The sequence below is a fragment of the Kitasatospora cineracea genome, from assembly GCF_003751605.1.
Lineage (GTDB): Bacteria > Actinomycetota > Actinomycetes > Streptomycetales > Streptomycetaceae > Kitasatospora > Kitasatospora cineracea.
Map to the genome: position 1 here is coordinate 4,816,405 of NZ_RJVJ01000001.1, position 18,973 is coordinate 4,835,377.

Here is an 18,973-nt window from a genome sequence, read left to right on the forward strand (position 1 = left end):
GGGCGTGAGGGGCGGGTGGGGGCGGTCACCAGCGCAGGGCGGTGAAGTCGACGGAGCGGGGCCGTAGTTCGGCGGTGCGGCCGGCCAGGGCGTGCAGGCGGCGGGCGAACTCCTCGGCGGGCAGGTGCCGGCGGTCGCCGTGGCCGGGCAGCAGCCACTCGAAGCGCACCCGGGGCGCGGTGCGGGCCAGCGAGGCGGCGAGTTCCGTGACGGAGTACCAGGTCACCGATTCGGCGACGGCGAGGTCCCGGTCGCTGCGGGACCAGTAGAAGCTGTCGCCGCTGAAGCAGTAGCGCCCGTCGGCGAGGTACAGCACGCTGCCCTCGGTGTGCCCGGGCAGCGGGTGCGCGCTCACCCCGTCGGCGACCTCGACCGGCTCGGTGCCCCGGATGACCCGGTCGGCGTCCGGGGCGGCGGCCAGGTCGCCCTGGTGGATCCACAGGCGGGCGCCGAACCGGTCGGCGTAGGCGCGGCCGTGCGCGGCGTGGTCGCGGTGGGTGAGCAGGACGTCGGTGACCGGGCCGAGGGCGGCGTATTTCGCGGCCAGCGCGGAACTGAAACGCGGGGTGTCGACCATCAGCAGATTTCCGGCCGGTCGGCGCAGCAGGTAGGAATTCGCCCCGGCGGTGCGCGGCGAGTTGTGCCCGCACAGGTGCACGTGTTCGGTCAGCCGCAGCGGAAAAGGGTCGAGTTCCCGCGCCGGGACGTGCCCGTCGTGGCGGACCGACCGGGTGTGGCAGGCGAATGCGGCGGCGCGCAGCGCCTGCTCCTCCGCCTCGGTGCGCGGCCGGCGGACCACCGCGGAACGGCCGTCGACTTCGGCGATCAGGCCCGGCGCGAGCTGCCGGGCGGCGTCGCAGTTGGTGCAGCGCCGGTCGACGTGCCAACCGGCTCCGGGTGACTGCTCGTTCACGGTGCGCTCCTCGACGGGGAAAAGGGCGGCGGTCGGATTCCGCCATGGATATCACGCGGCCCGGGGAGTAATCCACCGGCGGAATGCCGTTGACTTTCGCCGGAACCGCTGCTCCGGGATCGCTTTTCGGGGATTTTCCGGCGGCCCGGTTTCTGCGTGGTTGACATTTCCGGGAAAGGCGCTCCGGCCATTCGGGTTTGCGGCGGGCGGACCTGGTCAGCCGCAGGGTATGGAGTTCGCACCGCACTACCTCGAACCGTCCACCAGCCCCGGCCAGTGGGAGGGCGGCGGCTCGTGGACGCCCAGTTCGCGGGCGTCCGGGCCGTGGACCCCCGGGGCGGGGGCGGCCGGGCCGTGGGTGGTGCTCCGGGGCGGCGCCGGCGGAGGGCGGACGGACGGCGAGGCCGACGCCCCCGGCGGCGCGGTGCTGCTCGACCGGGACGCCGTGCTGGTGGCGGACATCGCCTACAACGGCGACCCCGGCCGGGTCTACCCGCGGCCCGGTGCCCGGGAGGCCGTCGCCGAACTGCGGGCGCTCGGCGTCCGGTTGGGCGTGGTCACCGACCAGCCGGGGATCGCCCGGGGAGCCCTGACCCGGCCCGGCATCGAGCGCGTGCACCACCGGATCGAGGAGCTGTTCGGCCCGTTCGACGTGTGGGCGGTCTGCCCGCACCGGCCCGCCGACTGCTGCGGCTGCCGCAAGCCCGCCCCCGGGCTGGTGCTCGCCGCGGCCCGGGCGCTGCGGGTGCGGCCGGAGCGCACCACGCTGGTCGGCGGCACCGGCGCCGACCTCGTCGCCGCGGCCTCGGCCGGGGTGCACGGCCTGCTCGTCCGGCCCGACGCCGCCCGCCCCGGCGAGCTCGCCGTCGCGGGCCACCGCCGCGCCGCCGACCTGCCCGCCGCCGTCCGACTGCTGTGCGCGGCGGGGACGGTGCCTGCGGTGTCTGTGGCGCGGGCGGTGGCGGCGGGCTGAGGAGGGCAGGGGCGGGGGTTGGTGGAACGCCCTGGGGGTATGCGCGGGGTCGGAGGGAGCGGGTGCATCGTGGGCGACGTGGTGGACGAGCAGGGCCGAGGTGGAGTCATGAACGGGGCGCATGGTTACCGGATCACCGTTCCCGGGCGGCCTGGCGGGCACGCCCCGCAGGTGATGGCGGTGGTGTACCGCTCGGCGGAGACCACGGACGAGGGTCTCGTGGTCTACCTGGGCGAGGACGGGCTGCGGGTGACGGTGCTCGGCACGGTCGCCTGCTTCCTGGAGCCCTACCCGCCCGGCCTGTGTCACCCCTACGGGTACGCCTATCCGCTGACCGAGAGCTGAGTGCGAGCCGACCGCGGTGCGAGCAGACCGCCGTGCGAGCAGACCACGGCCCGACCGGGAGCCGGTCGGGCCGTGGTCTGTCGGGTGTCGGGTGTTGGGCCGGGGCGTCAGGCGGCGGCCGGTTGGCCGGCGAACGCGGTGACCAGGGCCCGGTCGAAGGCCGGCAGGTCGTCCGGCTTGCGGCTGGAGACCAGCGTGTTGGGGCCGTTCGTGCAGACCACCACGGGGCGGTCGGTCCAGTGCGCGCCCGCGTTGCGCAGGTCGGTGTGGAGGCTGGGCCAGGAGGTCATCGCGCGGTCGCGGACGACGTCGGCCTCGATCAGCGTCCACGGCCCGTGGCAGATCACCGCGACGGGCTTGCCGCGGGCGAAGAACCCGGCGACGAACTCCACCGCCTTCGGGTCGGTGCGCAGGAAGTCCGGGTTGGCGACGCCGCCGGGCAGCACCAGGGCGTCGAAGTCGGCGGCCGAGACGTCCGCGACGGCCGCGTCCACCATGAACCGGTCGGCCCGGTCCAGGTGGTGGAAGGCCCGGATCTCGCCCAGTTCGGTGGAGACCAGCCGCGGGGTGCCGCCGTGGTCCAGGACGGTCTGCCACGGCGAGGTCAGCTCGACCTGCTCGGTGCCCTCGGGCGCGACCAGGAAGGCCACGGTCACCCCCGCCAGTTCGTTCGGCCCGCCGCCGGTGGTGCCGCCGTTGCCGTTGCCGTTGCCGTTGCTGTCGCTCATGTCGGCTCTCCGTTCTCGGTTCTCGGTTCCCGGTGCTTCGGTGTCGTTCTCCACGCGCGAGCGCGGGAGGGGCCCCCTCCGCACGTCTCGCCACGAACGGAATCGCCCAAACCGTGATGAAGGAGACAAAATGACTGCTTCGGCGGCCTAGGGTGGAGGCGGCGGGACGGACGGCGGAGGAGGCGGGACACGGTGGACGGCGAACAGTCCGGACTGGAGGCCACGGTCGACCGGCTGCGCACCGAGCTGGAGGGGCTGCGCACCGCGATGCGGACCCGGGCGGTGATCGAGCAGGCCAAGGGCGTGCTGGTCGGACGGCTCGGCTGCACGCCCGAGGAGGCGTTCGAGCAGCTGGTGAGCCGCTCCCAGACCGAGAACCGCAAACTGGCGCAGCTCGCCGCCGACCTGCTCGCCAACGCCGCCCCGCCCCCGGCCGCGCGCGACGTCCCGGCCGACCCGCCCGCAGAGCCGTCGCCCGCTGCAGCGGTACAGGACGCACCAGTACGGGACGCTCCGGTGCAGGGCGCACCAGTACAGGACGCTCCGATGCAGGACGCGCCAGTACCGGGCGCACCGGCGCAGGACGCCCCGGCGCGGGCCGAATCCGCGTCCGAGGGGGAGAACGAGGGCGAAAGGAAGGACACGGGCGCGGGCGAGAGCGGCGAGGGGCTGGCGACCCGCTTCCACCTGGCCGCCGCCGCGCTCACCACCGCCGCCGACCCCGACGAACTCGCCGAGCGCCTGTACCGCGCCGCCCTCGCCCCGCTCGGCGCCGGGGCGCTCGTCCTCGCCGTGCGCGAACCGGACGGCGCGCTGCGGCTGGTCGGCGCGTACGGGGTGGCGTCCCGGCAGCTCAGCCAGTGGCAGCGGATCCCGCCGCGGACCCGGGTGCCGCTCACCGAGGCCGTCCGCACCGACCGGCCGGTGTGGGTGGCCGACCGGCGCGAGTTCGCGGCCCGCTACCCCGAGCTGGCCGGTGACGACCTGGTCCCCGGCACCACCGTCTGCGCCCTCCCGCTGCACGCCCGCGGGCGGCTGCTCGGCGCGCTCAAGATCGGCTGGCCGGAGCCGCACCACCCCGCCCCGGCCGTCGAGGCCCACCTGGCCGCGCTCGCCGACCTCGCCGCCGACACGCTGCTGCGCCTGCCCGGCGTCCTGCTGACCGAGGGACCCCCCACCGGGCTCGACCCGGCGGGCGCCCCGTGGTTCCGGGCCGTGCTGGACGGGCTGCTGGACCCGGTCCTGGTGCTGGGCACCGTCCGCGACCGGGACGGCAAGGTCGTCGACCTGCAGGTCGAGCACGCCAACGCGCCCACCGTCGACCTGGCCGGACGGGACGCCACCGAGCTGCGCGGCCGCCGCCTGACCGAGCTGTACCCGGGCATGGTCGCCTCCGGCACGTTCGACCGCCTGCGCACCGCCGCCGCCGACGGCATCCCCTACCGGGGCGAGGCGGAGCGGTACGTCGAGACCGTCGCGGGCAGCGCCCGGGCCAGCGCGATGACCGTGTGCGCCATCCCGTTCCAGGACGGCCTGCTGCTCACCTGGCGGGCCCACGACGAACGCGACCGACGGATCGCCCAACTCGCCCAGACCGCCCGGCTGGCCAGGGTCGGCACCTGGGAGTGGCACCCCGGCGAGCGCCGGATCGCCTGCTCGGACGACGTCCCGAACCTGTTCGGCGCCCCCGCCGGCACCGACCGGCTCGACCCGCGCACCGCCCTCGGCGCGATCGCCCCCGCCGACCGCGAAGCCGTCCGCGCCGCCGCCCTGGCCCTGCTGGACGGCCGCACCCCCGTCACCGTCGACTTCGCGGTCCGCGCCGCCGACGGCTACCGCAGCCTGCGTGCCCTCGGGGAGGCCGCCGTCGCCGACGACGGCCGACTGCTCTCCCTCAGCGGCGTCGTCCAGGACGTCACCTCCTGGCGGCGCGCCGAGCAGGCCCTCAGCGAGATCCGCGACCGCCTCGCCGACCAGCGCCGCCGCACCGGCGACGAACAGCGCGCCGTCCGCGCCCTCCAGCAGGCCCTGATGCGCCCCCCCGCCGGCCGCCCCGTCCCCGGACTCGACAGCGCCGGCCGCTACCTGCCCGCCGAACGCGCCCACAAGGTCGGCGGCGACTGGTACGAACTGCTCGACCTCCCCGACGGCACCGTCCTGCTCGCCGTCGGCGACGTCTCCGGACACGGCCTGCCCGCCGCCGTCGCCATGTCCCAACTCCGGTACGCACTAAGGGGAATGGCCTACGACGATGCCGAACCTGGACAACTCCTCGACCGGCTCGACCGGATGCTCTGCCACCAGCGTGCCGACCACATCGCCGCCGTCACCGTCGCCCGCCTCGACCCCCGCACCGGCCACCTCGCCTGGGCCCGGGCCGGCCACCTGCCGCCCGTCCTGCTCCACGACGGCACCGCCCGCAGCCTCGAACCGCCACCCGGCCTGATCCTCGGCGTCAACCCGCGCGCCCGCCGCTCCACCGCCGAACTCGACCTCGCCCCCGGCGACACCCTGCTGCTCTACACCGACGGCCTGATCGAACGGCGCGGCGCCGCACCCGGCACCGGCCCCGGCGCGGACCCCGGCGGCGTCACCCGGCTGCTGCACGCCTGCACCGACTACCGCGCCGCCCCCGACCCGTCCGGACTGGTCGACCACCTGCTGCGCCGCTTCCGCGCACCCAACCCCTTCGACGACATCTGCCTGCTCGCCGTCCGCCGCCGCCCCTGACCGGCCGGCCGGGGGCACGGGGGGCGGCGGCACGACCGCGTACGGGTACTTCCTGTCCAGCGAGCGGCACACGCCGGCCGCACTGCTCGACCGGGCGGTGCGCGCGGAGCGCGCCGGGTTCACCCTGCCGGCGATCTCCTACCGCTACCCACCCGTGGACGGACGCCCAGGGGTCACTCCACCTCGCTGGCGATCTCGATGCACGCGAGGTCGATCTGGTCGGCGAGCTGGCGGACCAGATCGGCGAGGACGCCGGTGGTCTCCGGGTCGAGCCCGCTGTCGTCGCGGTCAGCCCACTCCTCCCACTCGCCGGGCAGTGCCCGCAGCAGCTCGACCACCTGGAAAGCCGGGATGGCCAGGCCGCCGGACTCTCCGCAGATCACCGGAACATTGAGCCGTCCCACGGTGTCCACCTCCTCCTGCGTTCGGATCCTGCCGTCGCGTTTCACGTCCTGTTTCACGTCCTGCCTTCACCCGGCGTCTGCCCGGAGCGGTCGGACGGAAACGGCGGCGCGCCGCGGCCGCGGCGGCGGTGGCTGGTGTCGCACAGCGGGTAGCGGCGGCTGCGGCGGCAGGTGCAGACCGCGACGACCGGGCGGTCGCAGCGCAGCACGGTGCCGTCCGGCAGGAGCAGCTCCACCGGCCCGTCGATCAGCAGCGGACCGCGCTCGGTCAGCCGGACCCGGGGCACGGGCGAGGGCGGGGGCGGCGGTGGTCCGGTGGTGGGGGCCGGGTCAGTCGCGGACACCGCGGATCACCACCAACTCCTCGGTGCGGACGCCCGGTTCGATCAGACCGACGTGTTCGAACCACGACGCGCGGGCGGTCATCACCGGGCCGAAGCCCTGCAGCCGCCGGGCGGCGACCGAGGTCCGCAGCCCGGCGGCCCGCAACTGCCGCACCGTGGCGTCGGGGCGGGCCAGCGAGGACTGCACGAGCAGCAGCACCCCGCCCGGCGCGAGCAGCGGCGGCACCCGGCGGCACAGCCGGTCCAGCAGCAGACGCCCGTCCGGCCCGGCGTCCCAGGCCCGGGCCGGACCGGGCGGCGGCGGTCCGGGCCTGGGCGAGGGCACGTACGGGGGGTTGCTCAGCACCAGGTCGTACCGGGCGCCGGGGCCGGGTGCGGAGGAGCCGGTCGGGGTGGAATCGGTCGGGGTGGAGCCGGCCGGGGTGGAGTCGGTCGGTGCGGGGCCGGTCGGTGCGAGGCCGGTCGGGGTGGGTTCGAGCGGGGTGGGTCCGGTCGTGGTGAGGTCGCCGTGTCGGACGCGCAGCGGGAGGCGGTGCAGGTGGGCGTTCAGCCAGGCGGTGGCGAGCGAGAGCCGCGACAGGTCCACGGCGGTCACCCGGCAGCCGCGCCGGGCGGCGGCCAGCGCGAGCGCGCCGCAGCCCGTGCCGATGTCCAGGCAGCGTGCGCCGGGCCGCAGCGGCTCCCGGTCGAGCACGTCCAGCAGCAGGGCGGTGTCGCCTTGGGCGGGGTACACGCCGGGCGGTCGTAGCAGCAGCATGGGACCGCGTATGCCCGGCGGGCCGGGGACGACACGCGGGGACGACGAGGGGAGGGCCGTGCGGGATCAGTACGGTGCGGCGGTGGCTGCGGCGGCTGCGGTGCGGTGGGTGAGGTCGTCGACGACGGCGGCGAGGCGGCCGTGGCGGGCGAGGGCGGCGCGTTGGTGGTCGGCGCCGCCGCCGGTGGTCAGCAGGCGGGTGGTCAGCTGTCGGGTGAGGCCGAGTTCGCGGGTGCGCAGCAGAGCGGGGGCGGTGAACTCGACCAGGTCGGGCAGGAGTCGGCGGACCGGTCGGAGCGCGCCGGTGAGCGGGTCGGGCAGGCGGGCGCCGAGGCCGGCGGACGCGGCCCGGCGGTGGGCCAGCCGCAGCGGCACGTCGGGCAGCGGCCGGACCCGGACCCGCGGGTCGAGCAGGGTGTGGGCGAGGGCGCGCAGCAGGACGGCGAGCAGCAGAACGGTGTCCGACTCGGCGCAGCTGTCGGCGATCCGGACCTCCAGGGTGGGCAGGTGCTCGGACGGCCGGGCGTACCAGTACAGCATCCGGCGGTCGAGGATCACCCCGTCCGCGACCAGCCGGTCCAGGGCGGCGCGGTAGCCGGGTTCGTCCAGGACGGGGGCCGGGCCGAAGGTCGGCCAGCGGGCGTACCGTTCGGGCCGGACGGAGGCGGTGCCCCGGTCGATGCCCTCGCAGAACGGGGAGTTGGCGCAGAACGCCTGGAACAGCGGCAGCCAGCCGCGCATCCGGGCACTGAGAGCCAGTGCCTGACGGAGTGTCAGGTCACCCAGGTGGACGTGGCAGCCGCACAGCTCGGCCCCGACCTGGTCGGCGACCCCGTCGACCCGGTCGGCCAGCCGCAGGTAGCGGGGCTTCGGGGTGACGGTCAGCGGGTGGCGGCTGGGCAGCACGGGGGTGCCGGTGGCGGTGAGCCGGCAGCCGGCCCGCTCGGCGGCGGACAGCAACGCGCCCCGGGCGTCGGCGAGTTCGGCGCGCAGCTCGGCGGCGGTGGCGACCGGCCGGGTGCAGCCCTCCACCTGGGTGGCCAGGAACTCGTGCTGGGCGCGCGGCCCGAGCGCACGGGCGGCGTCCGCGACCACCGCCTCGGCGGCGGGCACCGTCACCCGGCTGCGCGGGCCGGTCAGCAGGAACTCCTCCTCGACGCCGAAGCGCAGCAGCGGCGGGGGCCGGTCGGGCGGCGGAGGTCCGGTGGAGGTGTTCACCGGTCGGCTCCCTCCGGAACCGGGCTGCCCGTCGTCGCCGGGCCCGGATCGAACTCGGGCAGCGGGGCGCGCAGTGATCCGGATTCGAAGCCGTGGCCGTAGCCGGAGGCGGGGTCGGGGTCGTGACCGGGGGCGGGGTCGGGGTCGGGGCGCCAGGCGGCCATCAGGTGGTCGGCGAACCGGTCCTCGGCGTGGAGGTAGGCCAGGGCGCCGAAGGCGATCTCGGGTCCCGGGCAGTCGGCCAGGGTGAGCAGCGGGTCGATCACGGTGTGCCGCACCAGCTGCTCGTGGACGGCGTCGGCCAGGACGTGCTCCCGGTAGAAGAGCGTTCCGCGCGGCGTGGCGCCGAGCCGTTCGAACGCCTCGGCGAGCCGGGCCGCGCCCGGCGGGGAGGTGATCTCCACGGCCGCGAACTGCCCGACCAGTGCGGCCCGCAGGGCCCGGTGCAGGCCGAACAGCGACATCGTGTTGACGACGGCCAGCGCGGGCGCGGGCACCGCGTCCAGGTACGCGCCGTAGGACGGGTCGAGGCCGAAGTCGGCCATCATCGCGGCGAACAGCTCGGCGTGGGCCCGCTCCGGCCGGCCCGCGCCGTACTCGTCGTACTGCACGGCGACCAGTGCCGCCTTCGCCGGGTTCGGCAGCCGGGGCACCGCCCACATCTGCGGGTCGGCCTCCTTCAGGTGGTACAGCGAGCGGTGCGCCAGGTACTCGCGGGCCTGCTGCCGGGTGCCCGCCGTCAGCAGGTGGTGCGAGGGCCCGTCGCCGTCCGGCGGTTCGACCAGCAGACCGGCCAGCACCTCCGCCAGCGGGGGCGGCTCGCCCACCTCCCGGCGCAGCGCGTCCAGGAACGCCCGCTCCAGCCGCCCGCGCAGCGCGAGCAGCGGCGGCGACCACTCCCAGGCCGGGTCGACGCCCGCGAAGCCGCGGTAGTGCAGCTCGTAGCAGACGTACAGGGTGAGTTGGACGTCCTCGCCCCACGGGTCCGCCGGGACCTCGGCCAGCACCGGCGCCAGGTGGGTGGGCGCGGGGTGGCGCAGCGAGGCGAGGACGGCGGCCGAGAGCGGGCCCCGGGCGGCGGGCAGCCCGGGGGCGTCGGTGGGCAGCCCGGGGGCGTCGGTGGCCGGACAGGTACCGGTGGTCGGACGGGCGTCGGTGGTCGGACGGGCGTCGGTCGGCATGGTGTCACCTCACTCCGGGCGCAGTTCCAGGACGCAGCACTTGGGGCCGCCGCCGGCCTTCCGCAGCTCCGGGAGGCCGACCGGGACCGGGACGTACCCCGCCGCCCGCAGCTGCTCGGCCAGGCCCCGGGCGCCGTCCGGCAGCACCACGTGGCGGCCGTCGCTGATGGCGTTCAGGCCGAACGCGGCGGCGTCCGGCGCGCGGGCCAGGATCGCGTCCGGGTAGAGGCGGCGCAGCAGCCGGCGGGTCTCGGGGGCGAACGCGTCCGGGTAGTACATCACCCGGGAGTCGTCCAGGACGGCCAGCGCGGTGTCCAGGTGGTAGTAGCGCGGATCGGTCAGCCGCAGTGAGACCACCGGCCGCCCGAACACCCGCTCGGCCTCCCGGTGGGCGGCGGCGGTGGTGCGGAAACCGGTGGCGGCGAGGATCCGCGGCCCGGCCGGCAGCAGGTCGCCCTCGCCCTCGTTCACCTCGGCGGCGGTCCGGACCTGCCGGAACCGGGCGGCGGTGAACCAGCGCCGGTGCGCCGCCGACTCGCCCGCCCGCTCCCGGTGCCGGAACCGCGCCACCAGCACCCGGCCGCCCACCACCGTCGCCCCGTTCGCGGTGAACACCATGTCGGGCAGGCCCGGCTCCGGCGCCAGCAGGTCGACCCGGTGGCCGAGCGAGCGCAGCGCCGACGCCAGCCCCTCCCACTGCCGCAGCGCCGCCGCCCGGTCCACCGGGCGGTCCGGGTCCATCCACGGGTTGATCGCGTACTCCACCGCGAAGTGCTCGGGCGGACACAGCAGGTAGCGCCGCCGCCGGACGGCCGGGCCGGCGGGCACGGGCGGGGCGACGACGGCGGGCGCGGGGGAGACGTTCATGCGGCGCGTCTGTCCGTCGCGGTCCGGGGCGAAACGGCTCCTGGACGGGGCTGGGCCGGACTGGGCCGGACTGGACTGGACTGGGCGGGGCGGGACTGGACTGGGCGGGACGGGGCGGGGCGGGACTGGGCGAGAGGAGAGGGGACGGCGGGAGCGGGCGGGCGGGCAGCGGGTAGCGTGCGGCGGTTCGGGCAGACGGTAGGGCCGGAGGTGATGCCCCGATGCCCGGATCTGGACTCGAACCTGGCACCGGACCCGGCCCCGGCCCCCGGCCCGGCCGGGGCTCCGGACGGTACGTCGCGCCCGGGAGGGGGCGGGTGCGGGCGCCGTTGGGCAGCCGTTCCGCCGCGGCGCGGGTGCCGCGCGGGCGTCCCGGGCCGGTGACTGGGCGGCGGGGCGGGTGGGAGCGGTCGGCGGGGCGGGCCGGGCGGCTGCTGCTGGTGGCCGCGGCCGGGTACGCGGGCTACCTGGTGGTGAGCCGGCTGATCCTGCCGGTGGTGGCGGTGTTCGTCGCGCTGGTGCTCACGGCCGTGCTGCGGCCGCCCGTCGACCTGCTGGCCCGTCGGATGCCGCGCGCGCTGGCGGTGCTGCTGACGGTGCTGGGCGCGCTGGTACTGATCGCCGGGCTGGGGGTGCTGGTCGTGGTGGTGGTCCGGGCGCAGGCGGGGCAGCTCGGCGGGCAGGTGCGCGGCGGGGTCGACCGGCTGGAGCACTGGCTGGAGGGGCCGCCGCTGCACGCCCGGTCCGGGACGCTGACGGATCTCCGGCAGCGGCTGGGCGAACTGCTCAACACCCACCGGCAGGCCGTCCTGTCCACCGCCCTGACCAGCGCCGGGTGGGTGGTGGAGGCGGCGGCCGGGGCGGCGCTCGCGGTCTTCTGCGCCGTCTTCCTGACCCACTCGGGGGAGCGGATGTGGGGCTGGGCGACCGGTCTGCTGCCCGCCCGGAGCACGGTGCTCTGGCGCCGGGCCGGGCACGCCGCGTGGCGGGCCTTCGCCGGGTACACCCGGGGGCTGTTCCTGGTCGCGGGCACCAACGCGGTCCTGGTCGGGGTGGCGCTGGCGGTCCTCGGCGTGCCGCTGGCGGTGCCGCTGGCGGGCCTGGAGTTCCTGGCGGCGCTGATCCCGCTGGTCGGTTCGCCGATCGCGCTGGCCGTCGCCTCGCTGGTCGCCCTCGCCACCCGCGGGCCGGTCACCGCCCTGCTGGTACTGGCCCTGATCGTGCTGATCGGGCAGCTGGAGGGGCACGTCCTGCACCCGCTGGTGATGGGCTGGGCGGTCCGGCTGCACCCCGTCGCGGTCGCCCTGGCGGTGGCCGTCGGCGGCACCCTCGGCGGGATCGTCGGCGCGGCCGTCGCGGTGCCGGTGCTGTCGGTGGGCTGGGCGGTGTTCCGCGAGCTGCACGGGCCGCGCGCGGGAGAGGGCGGAGGCGGGGGAGGGGGCGGGCGTGGGGGAGGAGAGGGACGCGGGGGAGGGAAGGGACGGAGAGCGGGCCGATGATCGGACCGTCATGAAGTGATCATCGGAAGCACCGCGTCACGTGCAACACCCGGAGCAGCACCGCGAGCAGCGCCCGGCAGGGCGGGCCGAGCACCGCCCGGAACTGGTGGTGGCGCATGGTGCGCAGGCGCAGGTCCAGCTCGACGTCCACCCGCAGTTCGGCCTCCAGGGCCGTCAGCAGTTGGCGTTCCCGGGGGGAGAGCGTCGCGCCGTCCACCGTCCTCACCACCAGTCGATACCAGTCGATCGGTCGTCGGTCGCCGGTCGCCGGTCGCCGGCCGTCAGTCGTCAGTCGTCCACGACCGTGGCCGGGCCCGCGACCGTGGCCGCGTGCGCGGCCGGGTCCAGCAGCGTGCACAGGGCACACAGGGCCGTCCAGGACGCCGCGCGGACGCGGTAGCCCAGGCGGTGGCCAAAGCAGATGCAGATCAAGCGGGCGGCGCGGGTGGAGCGGGCGAGGCGTCCGCTCGTCGTACGCGTCCCGTTCACCGTCCGCCGGTCCGCGGCCGGGCCAGCAGACTGTCGTCCAGGCCGTCCAGCAGCCTGCCCACCGAGGGGTGCACCTCCAGGGCGCCCGCGTCGCGCAGTTCCGCGGCGGCGAAGCCGCCGGTCTCCACCCCGATGCACGGCGTCCCGGCGCGGTTCGCGGCCTGGACGTCCCACACGCTGTCGCCGACGAACACCGACCGGTCCGCCGCGGCGGACACCTGCGCCAGGCTGCTGCGCACCAGGTCGGGGGCCGGCTTGGCGGCGTCCACCGCGTCCGCGTCGGCCGTCGCGTGCACCGCGTCGTCGGCGTCCAGCACCCGGCGCAGCACGTCGAGTTCGCGGCCCGAGGCGGAGGTCGACAGCACCACCCGCCACCCCCGCCCGGCGCACTCCCGCAGCAGGTCGCCCGCCCCCGGGAAGGCCCGCAGGCCGGGCCAGTGCTGGGCGTACAGCGCGAGGTGCGCGGCGCTGACCGAGTCGTCCTCGGAACGGTCCCGGTCGTCCCCGAGCAGGTGGTCGAGCAACTGGTCGCTGCCCATGCCGATGGCCCGGTGCACCCGGGCGGCGTCCACCTCGTGGCCGTACTGCGCCAGTGCCTGCCACCAGGCGAGGGTGTGCAGGTAGGTGGTGTCCACCAAGGTGCCGTCCACGTCGAACAGTGCGGCCGCGACGTCCGCTGCCATGCCCCGTCGCCTCCTCCCGACCCGTCCCCCCGCCGGAACTCTTCCGGTGCGTGGCCCCGTCTACCCCGGCCGCCGCACCCCACACCCCCCGGTTTCCGGCCCGCCCCGACCGGACAGACGCCCTGCGGAGGGAAGGGGGCCACCACCGTGCCCGAGGACCGCCGGGGTCGCCACGAGACGCCGAACGAGCGCGCGGACCGGCGCTGGACCGAACTGCTCCAGGAGGTCCGGGTCGCCCAGACCGGCGCGCAGATCCTGTTCGGCTTCCTGCTGAGCGTGGTCTTCACGCCGCGCTTCACCACCCTCGACACCTTCGAACGCGGCCTGTACGTGGTCACCGTCGTCCTCGGCGCCCTCGCCACCGGCGCACTGATCGCCCCCGTCGCCTACCACCGGCTGCTCGCCGGCCGCCGCCTCAAGCCCCAACTCGTCGACGCCACCGCCCGGGTGGTCACCCTCGGCGTGATCCTGCTCGCCCTCACCGTCGGCTCCGCGCTGCTCATGCTGCTGCACCTGGCCACCGGCGGCAGCCCGTTCGCCTGGCTGATCGTCGCCGTCGTGATGGCCTGGTTCGCCCTGTGGTGGCTGCTGCTGCCCTGGCTGCTGCTGCACCGCCACGGCGACGGCGACGGCGACGGCGACGACCACGACCACGGCGACGGCGACGGCGACGACCACGGCGACGGCGACGGCGACGGCGATGGCGAACGCTGAACGCCGAACGACGGAGTCGCTCCGGCCGGGCCCCGCTGCGGCCCGGTGCGGTTTCCGTTCCGCCCGGACCGGTCAGACGTCTGCCATGGCACCCACCGAACCCCGCACCGTCGTCGTCACCGGCGCCTCCGCCGGCGTGGGCCGCGCCGTGGCCCGCGCCTTCGCCGCCCGCGGCGACCGCGTCGCCCTGCTGGCCCGCGGCCGGGCCGGACTGGACGCCGCGCTGGAGGAGGCCCGCGACATGGGGGCCCGCGCGATGGCCGTCACCGTCGACCTCGCCGACCCGGACGCCGTCGAACGCGCCGCCGAGAGCGTCGAACGCGAACTCGGCCCGATCGACGTCTGGGTCAACGCCGCCCTCGCCTCGGTCTTCGCCCCCTTCACCGAGATCACGCCCGCCGACTTCCGCCGCGTCACCGAGGTCTCCTACCTCGGCTACGTGTACGCCACCCGCGCCGCGCTGCGCCGGATGCTGCCGCGCGACCGCGGCTGCGTGGTCCAGGTCGGCTCCGCGATCGCCTACCGCGGCATCCCGCTGCAGAGCGCGTACAGCGGCGCCAAGCACGCCCTGCAGGGCTGGAACGAGGCCGTGCGCTGCGAACTGCTGCACCAGGGCACGGCGGTGCGCACCACGATGGTGCAGCTGCCCGCCGTCAACACCACGCAGTTCGACTGGGTGCGCTCCGGGCTGCCCCGCCAGGGCCGTCCCGTCGCGCCGGTCTACCAGCCCGAGCCGATCGCCCGCGCCATCGTGCACGCCGCCGACCACCCCGGCCGCCGCGAGTACCGGGTCGGCGGCTCCACCGTCGCCACCCTGCTGGCCAACGCGCTCGTCCCCGGCCTGCTCGACCGCTACCTCGCCCGCACCGGCTACGACGCCCAGCAGACCGACGCCCCGCGCCCGCCCGACCAGCCCGACAACCTGTGGGCCCCGCTCGACGAGCACCGCGACCACGGCTCCCACGGCCGCTTCGACGACGAGGCGCACGCCCGCTGCCTGCAAGCCTGGGCCGACCGCCACCGCGCCCCGCTGGCCGCCGCCACCGCCGCGCTGCTGCTGGCGGCCGGGGCGCTCGGCCGACGGCGCTGCCGCTGACCCGCCGCCGGCCGCAGCGGGGTCAGACCAGCCGGGTGCCGAACGGGTCGCCGCCGGTCGGGGCTGCGGCCGGGGCCGGAGCCGGGGGAGGGGCGGGCGCCTCCGGCGCGGTCGGGAAGCGGACGCTGCGCACGACCCGGACCAGCAGCGGGGCGTACACCTCGGGCCAGCTGCCGACGTCCGGGGTGCTGAGTTCGAGCAGCAGGACGCCCCGGAGCGCGGGCGGCATCGGCAGGTACGCCTTGGCGGAGAGCAGCGGCACGCCCTCCTCGGCGGTGAGCTGCCAGCCCGGCTGCTGTTCGAGGGTGATCACCACCGGGCCGGCCGGGGCGTCGAAGCGGCGGAGCGTCGGTGACGGCCCGGCGTCCGGCGGGGTGAGGACCTCGACCAGCCCGGCGGCGGCGGTGGCCTGCGGGGTGTCGTCCTCGGTACCGAGCGCGGTGACGGTGAGCGTCGCCGTGGACAGCCGGTCGCCGACCGTGCCGAGGCAGGTGCCGGACCAGATCGCGCCCGCCTCGTCGAGCGCGGCCGACCCGGCCGCGTACAGCTCGGTGAGCGCCTGCCGCCGGGCGGGCGGCAGCCCCTCGGCGGCCGGGCCGAGCCGGGCCGAGCCGGGCCGAGCCGGGCCAGGACCAGCTCATAGGCGTCGTCCACGCCGCCGGCGGGCTCGAACGGCACGAAGTCGGGCGGGACGTCGAACTCCACCGTCGCCTCCCGGTCCGCGTGTGCGGTGCCCGTGCTGTCGGCGGTGTTCGCCGCGCACGCGCCGCCCATGCTGCCGGTCGTCTCGGCGAGCTCCTTCGACACCCGGCCGAGCTCGTCGGCCTCCACCCGGAACGTCCCCTGGGCCACAGCTCCCCCTCGTCTCCCCGCCCCACCGCGTCCGGCCCCGTCGCCCGGCGCAATTCCGCGCAGCCTACCCGGAATTGCGGGGGCCGGTGGATTCTGGGCGTTTCCTGGAAATCGGACCGGAAATCCCTCAAGGTCGCTCTGACCGGTGGAGATCTCCAACTCGGTTGTAGTGGAAGGGTGTTGGTGGGTGATGGGAAATGCGGAGGCGGGCCGGCGGCCCGGGCTCGGCGGTGGGGCGGTGCGGGCTGTTGCGGGAAATCCGCCGTCGAACGGCCAGCCGGACACCGACTTGCCCTTGCATGGCTTGCACTTGACCGGCACTTGACCTGAGGGAGGGGATGGCGGGGTCAGGACGCGTCCGAGATCTGCAGAAGAGCTGGGGACCGGGCCGTGGCCGGAGAGACCACCACGACCCGGCGCGGAGTACGGGCGCCGAGCGCAGGGATGAAACGCCCGGTCGCGACGCGATGTCCGATTGCTGCCAGCGTTCCTCCCCCCGGCTCGTCAGCATGGCCTGATGGACGCAGAAAATACGGTGAATCCGGACCTGATCGCGGAACCTGCGGTTGGGCCGCGCACCGATGCGCGCACACGGGGCGTCGCCCTGGAGGTGCTGCAGGAGTTCTACGCGGCCGAAGTGGCCTACATCGCCGCCGGAGGCAGGGGGAAGGCCAGCTTCGACGGGCTCGCCGCGTGCCTCGACCCCGAGGTGGTGATGTACCAGGCCCCGGGACTGCCCTACGGCGGTACCTGGCGCGGGCCGCGCGGCATCGAAGAGTTCATGGCCGCGATGAGCGAGACATGGCAGTCATTGGATTTCCTGGAGCAGAGGTTCGTGCTTGACGGGGATGTTGTCGTGGTGATGAACCGGGGCCGGCTCCAGGCCCGGGCAACCGGCCGGATCCTGGACACTTCGGTCATGCAGCTGATCACCGTCAAGGACGGGCTCATCACCGAAATACACCCGTTCTACTGGGACACCATCGCGGTCGCCGAAACGTTGCGCCCACCGGACGCGTAGAACGGGTAGCGCGACCACCGGCCTCGGGCCCGGGGAGGCATCCGCCGGCCAGGTCCGGGCGGTACCGGATGCGCCGGAGTCCGCGTTTCGCGGCGCTCATGCCGCGAGCCAACCAGGGGCCGGGCCCGTCCGGCGAGCGGTTTTCGCCGCTGTCGGACGGGCCCGGCCTGACGGGGCGGGGTGGGGCGGGGTCAGCGCTTGAAGGCGCCCTTGACCTTGTCGACGCCCTCGGCGACCCGGTCCTTGGCCTTGTCGACGCCCTGCTTGGCCTGGGCTCCGGCCTGGTCGGCCCGGCCCTCGTTCTCCAGCCGGTCGTTGTCGGTCGCGGCCCCGGTCTTCTCCTTCGCCGCGCCGACGGCCTCCTCGGCCTTGTGCTTCATGCGGTCGGATGCGTCACTCATGGGTTGGGTCCTCCTCGGTCGTGCGGTGGTGGTGTGCGGTCCGCTCGGTCAGTGGGTGAAGCGGTGCCGCGGGCGGCCGGACGGGCGCTGGGCGGTGGGGGGCTGGTTGGCGGCGGGACGGTCGGCGGCCGGCAGGTCCGCCGGGGCGCCGTCCGGCTCGGCGGTGCGGTCCAGCACCTGGCGGGTGTCCGCCGGCGGGACCGTCCGGCGGTGGCGCCGCCACCGCAGGCCGCCGCCCATCAGGGCGAGCCCGGCGCAGAAGATCAGCGCGAGGGCCAGCCCGGCCAGGAACGCGCCCAGGGTGCTCATGGTGGCGATCTGGTGGCCGAGCACGGTGACGCCCGTCTCGGGCCCGCCGCCGAGGTTGTCGGCGATCAGCAGGCCCGCGAACGCGCCGGACGCGGCGAACAGCAGGAGTCCGAGCAGCAGCATGGTCCAAGTCCTTTCGCTGGCTCCGATGCTTCGTGAATTCGAGGCTTCAAGGCTTCAAGGCTTCGTGGCTCAGGGGTTCTCGTGCTCCTCGGGGCTCCGGTGCACCGTTGCCCCGGGTCGCGAGGCGTCTGCCCACTGCGCCCGGACCGAATCAGCCGTCCCGCGGGGCGGCCCGCCGGGCCGGGCCGGGTCAGCCGTCGGGCCGGAGCGGGGGCCAGGCGTCCACCAGGTACGGCGCGGCGCGCCGCTCGGCGAGGGACAGGCCGTGCCCGGGGGTGCCGTCCGCGCCGGGGACGACGGTGCCGCCGGCTGGGTCGAGGACGCCGTCGAACAGCAGCGACTCGACCCGGACGTGGTCGTGGAACCACTCCAGGTGCCGGACCCCGGCGGCCCGGGCGGCCGCCGCGTGGGCGTGCGCGTGCGGGGAGCAGTGCGCGGAGAGCGGGACGCCGCAGGCTTCGGCGACGGCCGCGGCGCGCAGGAAGCCGGTCAGCCCGCCGCAGCGGGTGGCGTCGGCCTGCAGGCAGTCCACGACCGGGGCGAGCCGGGCGAAGTAGCGGGCGTCGTCGCCGTACTCGCCGGCCGCGACGTCGGGGGCGACGGCGGCGCGGACGGCTGCCAGGGCGGCCGGGTCGTCGGAGGACACCGGCTCCTCGAACCAGGTCACGCCGTCGTCGGCGAAGGCGGCCGCCAGCCGGATCGCCCGCTTCGCGGTGAACGCGCCGTTCGCGTCCACGTACAGCGCCGCGTCCGGGCCGATCGCGGTGCGGGCGACGGAGATCCGCTCCAGGTCGCGTTCGGGGCGGGCGCCCCAGGACTCGCCGATCTTGATCTTGACGCGCGGGATGCCCTGCCCCTCGACCCAGCCGCGCAGCTGCCGCTCCAGCACCCGGTCCGGGTACGTGGTGAAGCCGCCGCTGCCGTACACCTCGACCGGCCGGGGCCGCCCGCCCAGCAGCCCCACCAGCGGGACGTCCAGCAGCCGCGCCGCGAGGTCCCACAGCGCCAGGTCGACGGCGGACAGCGCGTACGTGCCCAGGCCCGGCCGGCCCGCGTTGCGCAGCGCCCGCCGCATCGCCTCGTACGCGCCGGCGGTGTCGAGCGCGTCGCGGCCGAGCACCACCGGGGCGAGCTGCTCGCGCACCAGGGCGGCGGTGGCGGACGGGCCGTACGTCCAGCCCAGGCCGGTGGCCGGGCCGCTGCCGGCCTCGACCAGCACCAGGGTGGTGGCGTCCCAGGCGAGGGTGCCGTCGGCCTCGGGGCGGTCGGTCGGGACGGTGTACACCCGCACCGTCAGCCGTTCGATCGGGCGGTCGGTCCACACGG

The 18,973-nt window shown here is 76.1% G+C and carries 22 protein-coding genes; 7 read left to right on the forward strand and 15 right to left on the reverse strand.

Translation table 11 applies throughout. From position 1 onward, the window contains the following. Window positions 1-25: 25 nt before the first annotated feature. Window positions 26-913 carry an MBL fold metallo-hydrolase gene (locus EDD39_RS21810; protein WP_123558492.1) on the reverse strand — a complete coding sequence of 296 codons (888 nt, stop codon included), beginning with the start codon at window positions 911-913 and terminating at the stop codon, window positions 26-28. Window positions 914-1,142: 229 nt separating this feature from the next. On the opposite strand from EDD39_RS21810, the gene EDD39_RS21815 reads away from it, so the two are divergent. Further along, window positions 1,143-1,886, forward strand: a complete 744-nt coding sequence (locus EDD39_RS21815) for a D-glycero-alpha-D-manno-heptose-1,7-bisphosphate 7-phosphatase (RefSeq protein WP_123558494.1) — start codon at window positions 1,143-1,145, stop codon at window positions 1,884-1,886. 108 nt (window positions 1,887-1,994) lie between these two features. Beyond that, complete coding sequence (locus EDD39_RS21820; RefSeq protein WP_123819497.1) at window positions 1,995-2,231, forward strand: DUF6296 family protein; 237 nt, start codon at window positions 1,995-1,997, stop codon at window positions 2,229-2,231. Window positions 2,232-2,338: 107 nt separating this feature from the next. On the opposite strand, the gene EDD39_RS21825 is transcribed toward EDD39_RS21820, so the two are convergent. Beyond that, window positions 2,339-2,887: a type 1 glutamine amidotransferase domain-containing protein gene (locus tag EDD39_RS21825; RefSeq protein WP_244257252.1), complete on the reverse strand. Its 549-nt coding sequence runs from the start codon at window positions 2,885-2,887 to the stop codon at window positions 2,339-2,341. A 264-nt stretch (window positions 2,888-3,151) separates the two neighbouring features. On the opposite strand from EDD39_RS21825, the gene EDD39_RS21830 reads away from it, so the two are divergent. Continuing rightward, window positions 3,152-5,689 carry a SpoIIE family protein phosphatase gene (locus EDD39_RS21830; RefSeq protein ID WP_123558501.1) on the forward strand — a complete coding sequence of 846 codons (2,538 nt, stop codon included), beginning with the start codon at window positions 3,152-3,154 and terminating at the stop codon, window positions 5,687-5,689. 173 nt (window positions 5,690-5,862) lie between these two features. On the opposite strand, the gene EDD39_RS21835 is transcribed toward EDD39_RS21830, so the two are convergent. The 6 genes from EDD39_RS21835 to ddaH form a co-directional block, all read right to left on the reverse strand. Continuing rightward, window positions 5,863-6,102 (reverse strand): DUF6213 family protein, encoded by a 240-nt coding sequence (locus EDD39_RS21835; protein WP_123819500.1) that lies wholly within the window; start codon window positions 6,100-6,102, stop codon window positions 5,863-5,865. Between the two features lie 44 nt (window positions 6,103-6,146). After that, on the reverse strand, window positions 6,147-6,437 hold the full coding sequence (locus tag EDD39_RS21840) for a CDGSH iron-sulfur domain-containing protein (RefSeq protein WP_341869168.1): 291 nt from the start codon (window positions 6,435-6,437) through the stop codon (window positions 6,147-6,149). After that, on the reverse strand, window positions 6,424-7,194 hold the full coding sequence (locus tag EDD39_RS21845) for a methyltransferase (protein WP_123558507.1): 771 nt from the start codon (window positions 7,192-7,194) through the stop codon (window positions 6,424-6,426). The genes EDD39_RS21840 and EDD39_RS21845 overlap by 14 nt, the downstream gene beginning before the upstream one ends. 66 nt (window positions 7,195-7,260) lie before the next feature. Beyond that, complete coding sequence (locus tag EDD39_RS21850; protein WP_162870077.1) at window positions 7,261-8,412, reverse strand: carboxylate-amine ligase; 1,152 nt, start codon at window positions 8,410-8,412, stop codon at window positions 7,261-7,263. Next, a complete protein-coding gene (locus EDD39_RS21855) occupies window positions 8,409-9,593 on the reverse strand; it encodes an iron-containing redox enzyme family protein (protein WP_123558509.1) in 1,185 nt (394 codons plus the stop codon). The genes EDD39_RS21850 and EDD39_RS21855 overlap by 4 nt, the downstream gene beginning before the upstream one ends. A 9-nt stretch (window positions 9,594-9,602) precedes the next feature. After that, window positions 9,603-10,460 (reverse strand): dimethylargininase, encoded by an 858-nt coding sequence (gene ddaH, locus EDD39_RS21860; protein ID WP_123558510.1) that lies wholly within the window; start codon window positions 10,458-10,460, stop codon window positions 9,603-9,605. A gap of 380 nt (window positions 10,461-10,840) precedes the next feature. On the opposite strand from ddaH, the gene EDD39_RS21865 reads away from it, so the two are divergent. Continuing rightward, the gene (locus EDD39_RS21865) at window positions 10,841-11,959 is read left to right on the forward strand and encodes an AI-2E family transporter (protein ID WP_244256900.1); all 1,119 of its coding nucleotides are present in this window, start codon (window positions 10,841-10,843) and stop codon (window positions 11,957-11,959) included. Between the two features lie 19 nt (window positions 11,960-11,978). Here the strand turns inward: EDD39_RS21865 and EDD39_RS39715 are convergent, their stop codons facing one another. The 3 genes from EDD39_RS39715 to EDD39_RS21880 form a co-directional block, all read right to left on the reverse strand. Beyond that, a complete protein-coding gene (locus EDD39_RS39715; RefSeq protein WP_162870078.1) occupies window positions 11,979-12,185 on the reverse strand; it encodes a hypothetical protein in 207 nt (68 codons plus the stop codon). Between the two features lie 62 nt (window positions 12,186-12,247). After that, window positions 12,248-12,448, reverse strand: a complete 201-nt coding sequence (locus EDD39_RS21875; RefSeq protein WP_123558512.1) for a hypothetical protein — start codon at window positions 12,446-12,448, stop codon at window positions 12,248-12,250. Next, window positions 12,445-13,131 (reverse strand): HAD family hydrolase, encoded by a 687-nt coding sequence (locus EDD39_RS21880; RefSeq protein ID WP_123558513.1) that lies wholly within the window; start codon window positions 13,129-13,131, stop codon window positions 12,445-12,447. The genes EDD39_RS21875 and EDD39_RS21880 overlap by 4 nt, the downstream gene beginning before the upstream one ends. A 147-nt stretch (window positions 13,132-13,278) precedes the next feature. Here EDD39_RS21880 and EDD39_RS21885 point away from each other — a divergent pair, with 147 nt between their 5' ends. Together EDD39_RS21885 and EDD39_RS21890 are read left to right on the forward strand one after the other, a co-directional pair. After that, window positions 13,279-13,845 (forward strand): DUF6328 family protein, encoded by a 567-nt coding sequence (locus EDD39_RS21885; protein ID WP_208765557.1) that lies wholly within the window; start codon window positions 13,279-13,281, stop codon window positions 13,843-13,845. An 85-nt stretch (window positions 13,846-13,930) separates the two neighbouring features. Further along, a complete protein-coding gene (locus EDD39_RS21890; protein WP_123558514.1) occupies window positions 13,931-14,941 on the forward strand; it encodes an SDR family oxidoreductase in 1,011 nt (336 codons plus the stop codon). 22 nt (window positions 14,942-14,963) lie between these two features. Here the strand turns inward: EDD39_RS21890 and EDD39_RS21895 are convergent, their stop codons facing one another. Further along, the gene (locus EDD39_RS21895; RefSeq protein WP_123558515.1) at window positions 14,964-15,257 is read right to left on the reverse strand and encodes a hypothetical protein; all 294 of its coding nucleotides are present in this window, start codon (window positions 15,255-15,257) and stop codon (window positions 14,964-14,966) included. Window positions 15,258-16,310: 1,053 nt separating this feature from the next. On the opposite strand from EDD39_RS21895, the gene EDD39_RS21900 reads away from it, so the two are divergent. Continuing rightward, window positions 16,311-16,814: a nuclear transport factor 2 family protein gene (locus tag EDD39_RS21900; RefSeq protein WP_123560718.1), complete on the forward strand. Its 504-nt coding sequence runs from the start codon at window positions 16,311-16,313 to the stop codon at window positions 16,812-16,814. A 191-nt stretch (window positions 16,815-17,005) separates the two neighbouring features. Here EDD39_RS21900 and EDD39_RS21905 read toward each other — a convergent pair whose 3' ends face one another. From EDD39_RS21905 to EDD39_RS21915, 3 genes are all read right to left on the reverse strand, one after another. Further along, window positions 17,006-17,215, reverse strand: coding sequence for a CsbD family protein (locus tag EDD39_RS21905; RefSeq protein ID WP_123558516.1), 210 nt, complete (start codon window positions 17,213-17,215; stop codon window positions 17,006-17,008). Window positions 17,216-17,263: 48 nt separating this feature from the next. After that, window positions 17,264-17,647 (reverse strand): hypothetical protein, encoded by a 384-nt coding sequence (locus EDD39_RS21910; protein WP_123558517.1) that lies wholly within the window; start codon window positions 17,645-17,647, stop codon window positions 17,264-17,266. Window positions 17,648-17,837: 190 nt separating this feature from the next. Beyond that, window positions 17,838-18,971: an enolase C-terminal domain-like protein gene (locus EDD39_RS21915; protein ID WP_167518080.1), complete on the reverse strand. Its 1,134-nt coding sequence runs from the start codon at window positions 18,969-18,971 to the stop codon at window positions 17,838-17,840. Between the last annotated feature and the right edge of the window lie 2 nt (window positions 18,972-18,973).

Excerpts from the sequence above, each read along its gene's own strand:
- EDD39_RS21815 (WP_123558494.1), top strand. The coding sequence starts at position 1,143 with ATGGAGTTCGCACCGCACTACCTCGAACCGTCCACCAGCCCCGGCCAG.
- EDD39_RS21820 (WP_123819497.1), top strand. The coding sequence starts at position 1,995 with ATGAACGGGGCGCATGGTTACCGGATCACCGTTCCCGGGCGGCCTGGC.
- EDD39_RS21845 (WP_123558507.1), bottom strand. The coding sequence starts at position 7,194 with ATGCTGCTGCTACGACCGCCCGGCGTGTACCCCGCCCAAGGCGACACC.
- EDD39_RS21855 (WP_123558509.1), bottom strand. The coding sequence starts at position 9,593 with ATGCCGACCGACGCCCGTCCGACCACCGACGCCCGTCCGACCACCGGT.
- ddaH (WP_123558510.1), bottom strand. The coding sequence starts at position 10,460 with ATGAACGTCTCCCCCGCGCCCGCCGTCGTCGCCCCGCCCGTGCCCGCC.
- EDD39_RS21880 (WP_123558513.1), bottom strand. The coding sequence starts at position 13,131 with ATGGCAGCGGACGTCGCGGCCGCACTGTTCGACGTGGACGGCACCTTG.
- EDD39_RS21890 (WP_123558514.1), top strand. The coding sequence starts at position 13,931 with ATGGCACCCACCGAACCCCGCACCGTCGTCGTCACCGGCGCCTCCGCC.
- EDD39_RS21900 (WP_123560718.1), top strand. The coding sequence starts at position 16,311 with ATGGACGCAGAAAATACGGTGAATCCGGACCTGATCGCGGAACCTGCG.
- EDD39_RS21905 (WP_123558516.1), bottom strand. The coding sequence starts at position 17,215 with ATGAGTGACGCATCCGACCGCATGAAGCACAAGGCCGAGGAGGCCGTC.
- EDD39_RS21910 (WP_123558517.1), bottom strand. The coding sequence starts at position 17,647 with ATGCTGCTGCTCGGACTCCTGCTGTTCGCCGCGTCCGGCGCGTTCGCG.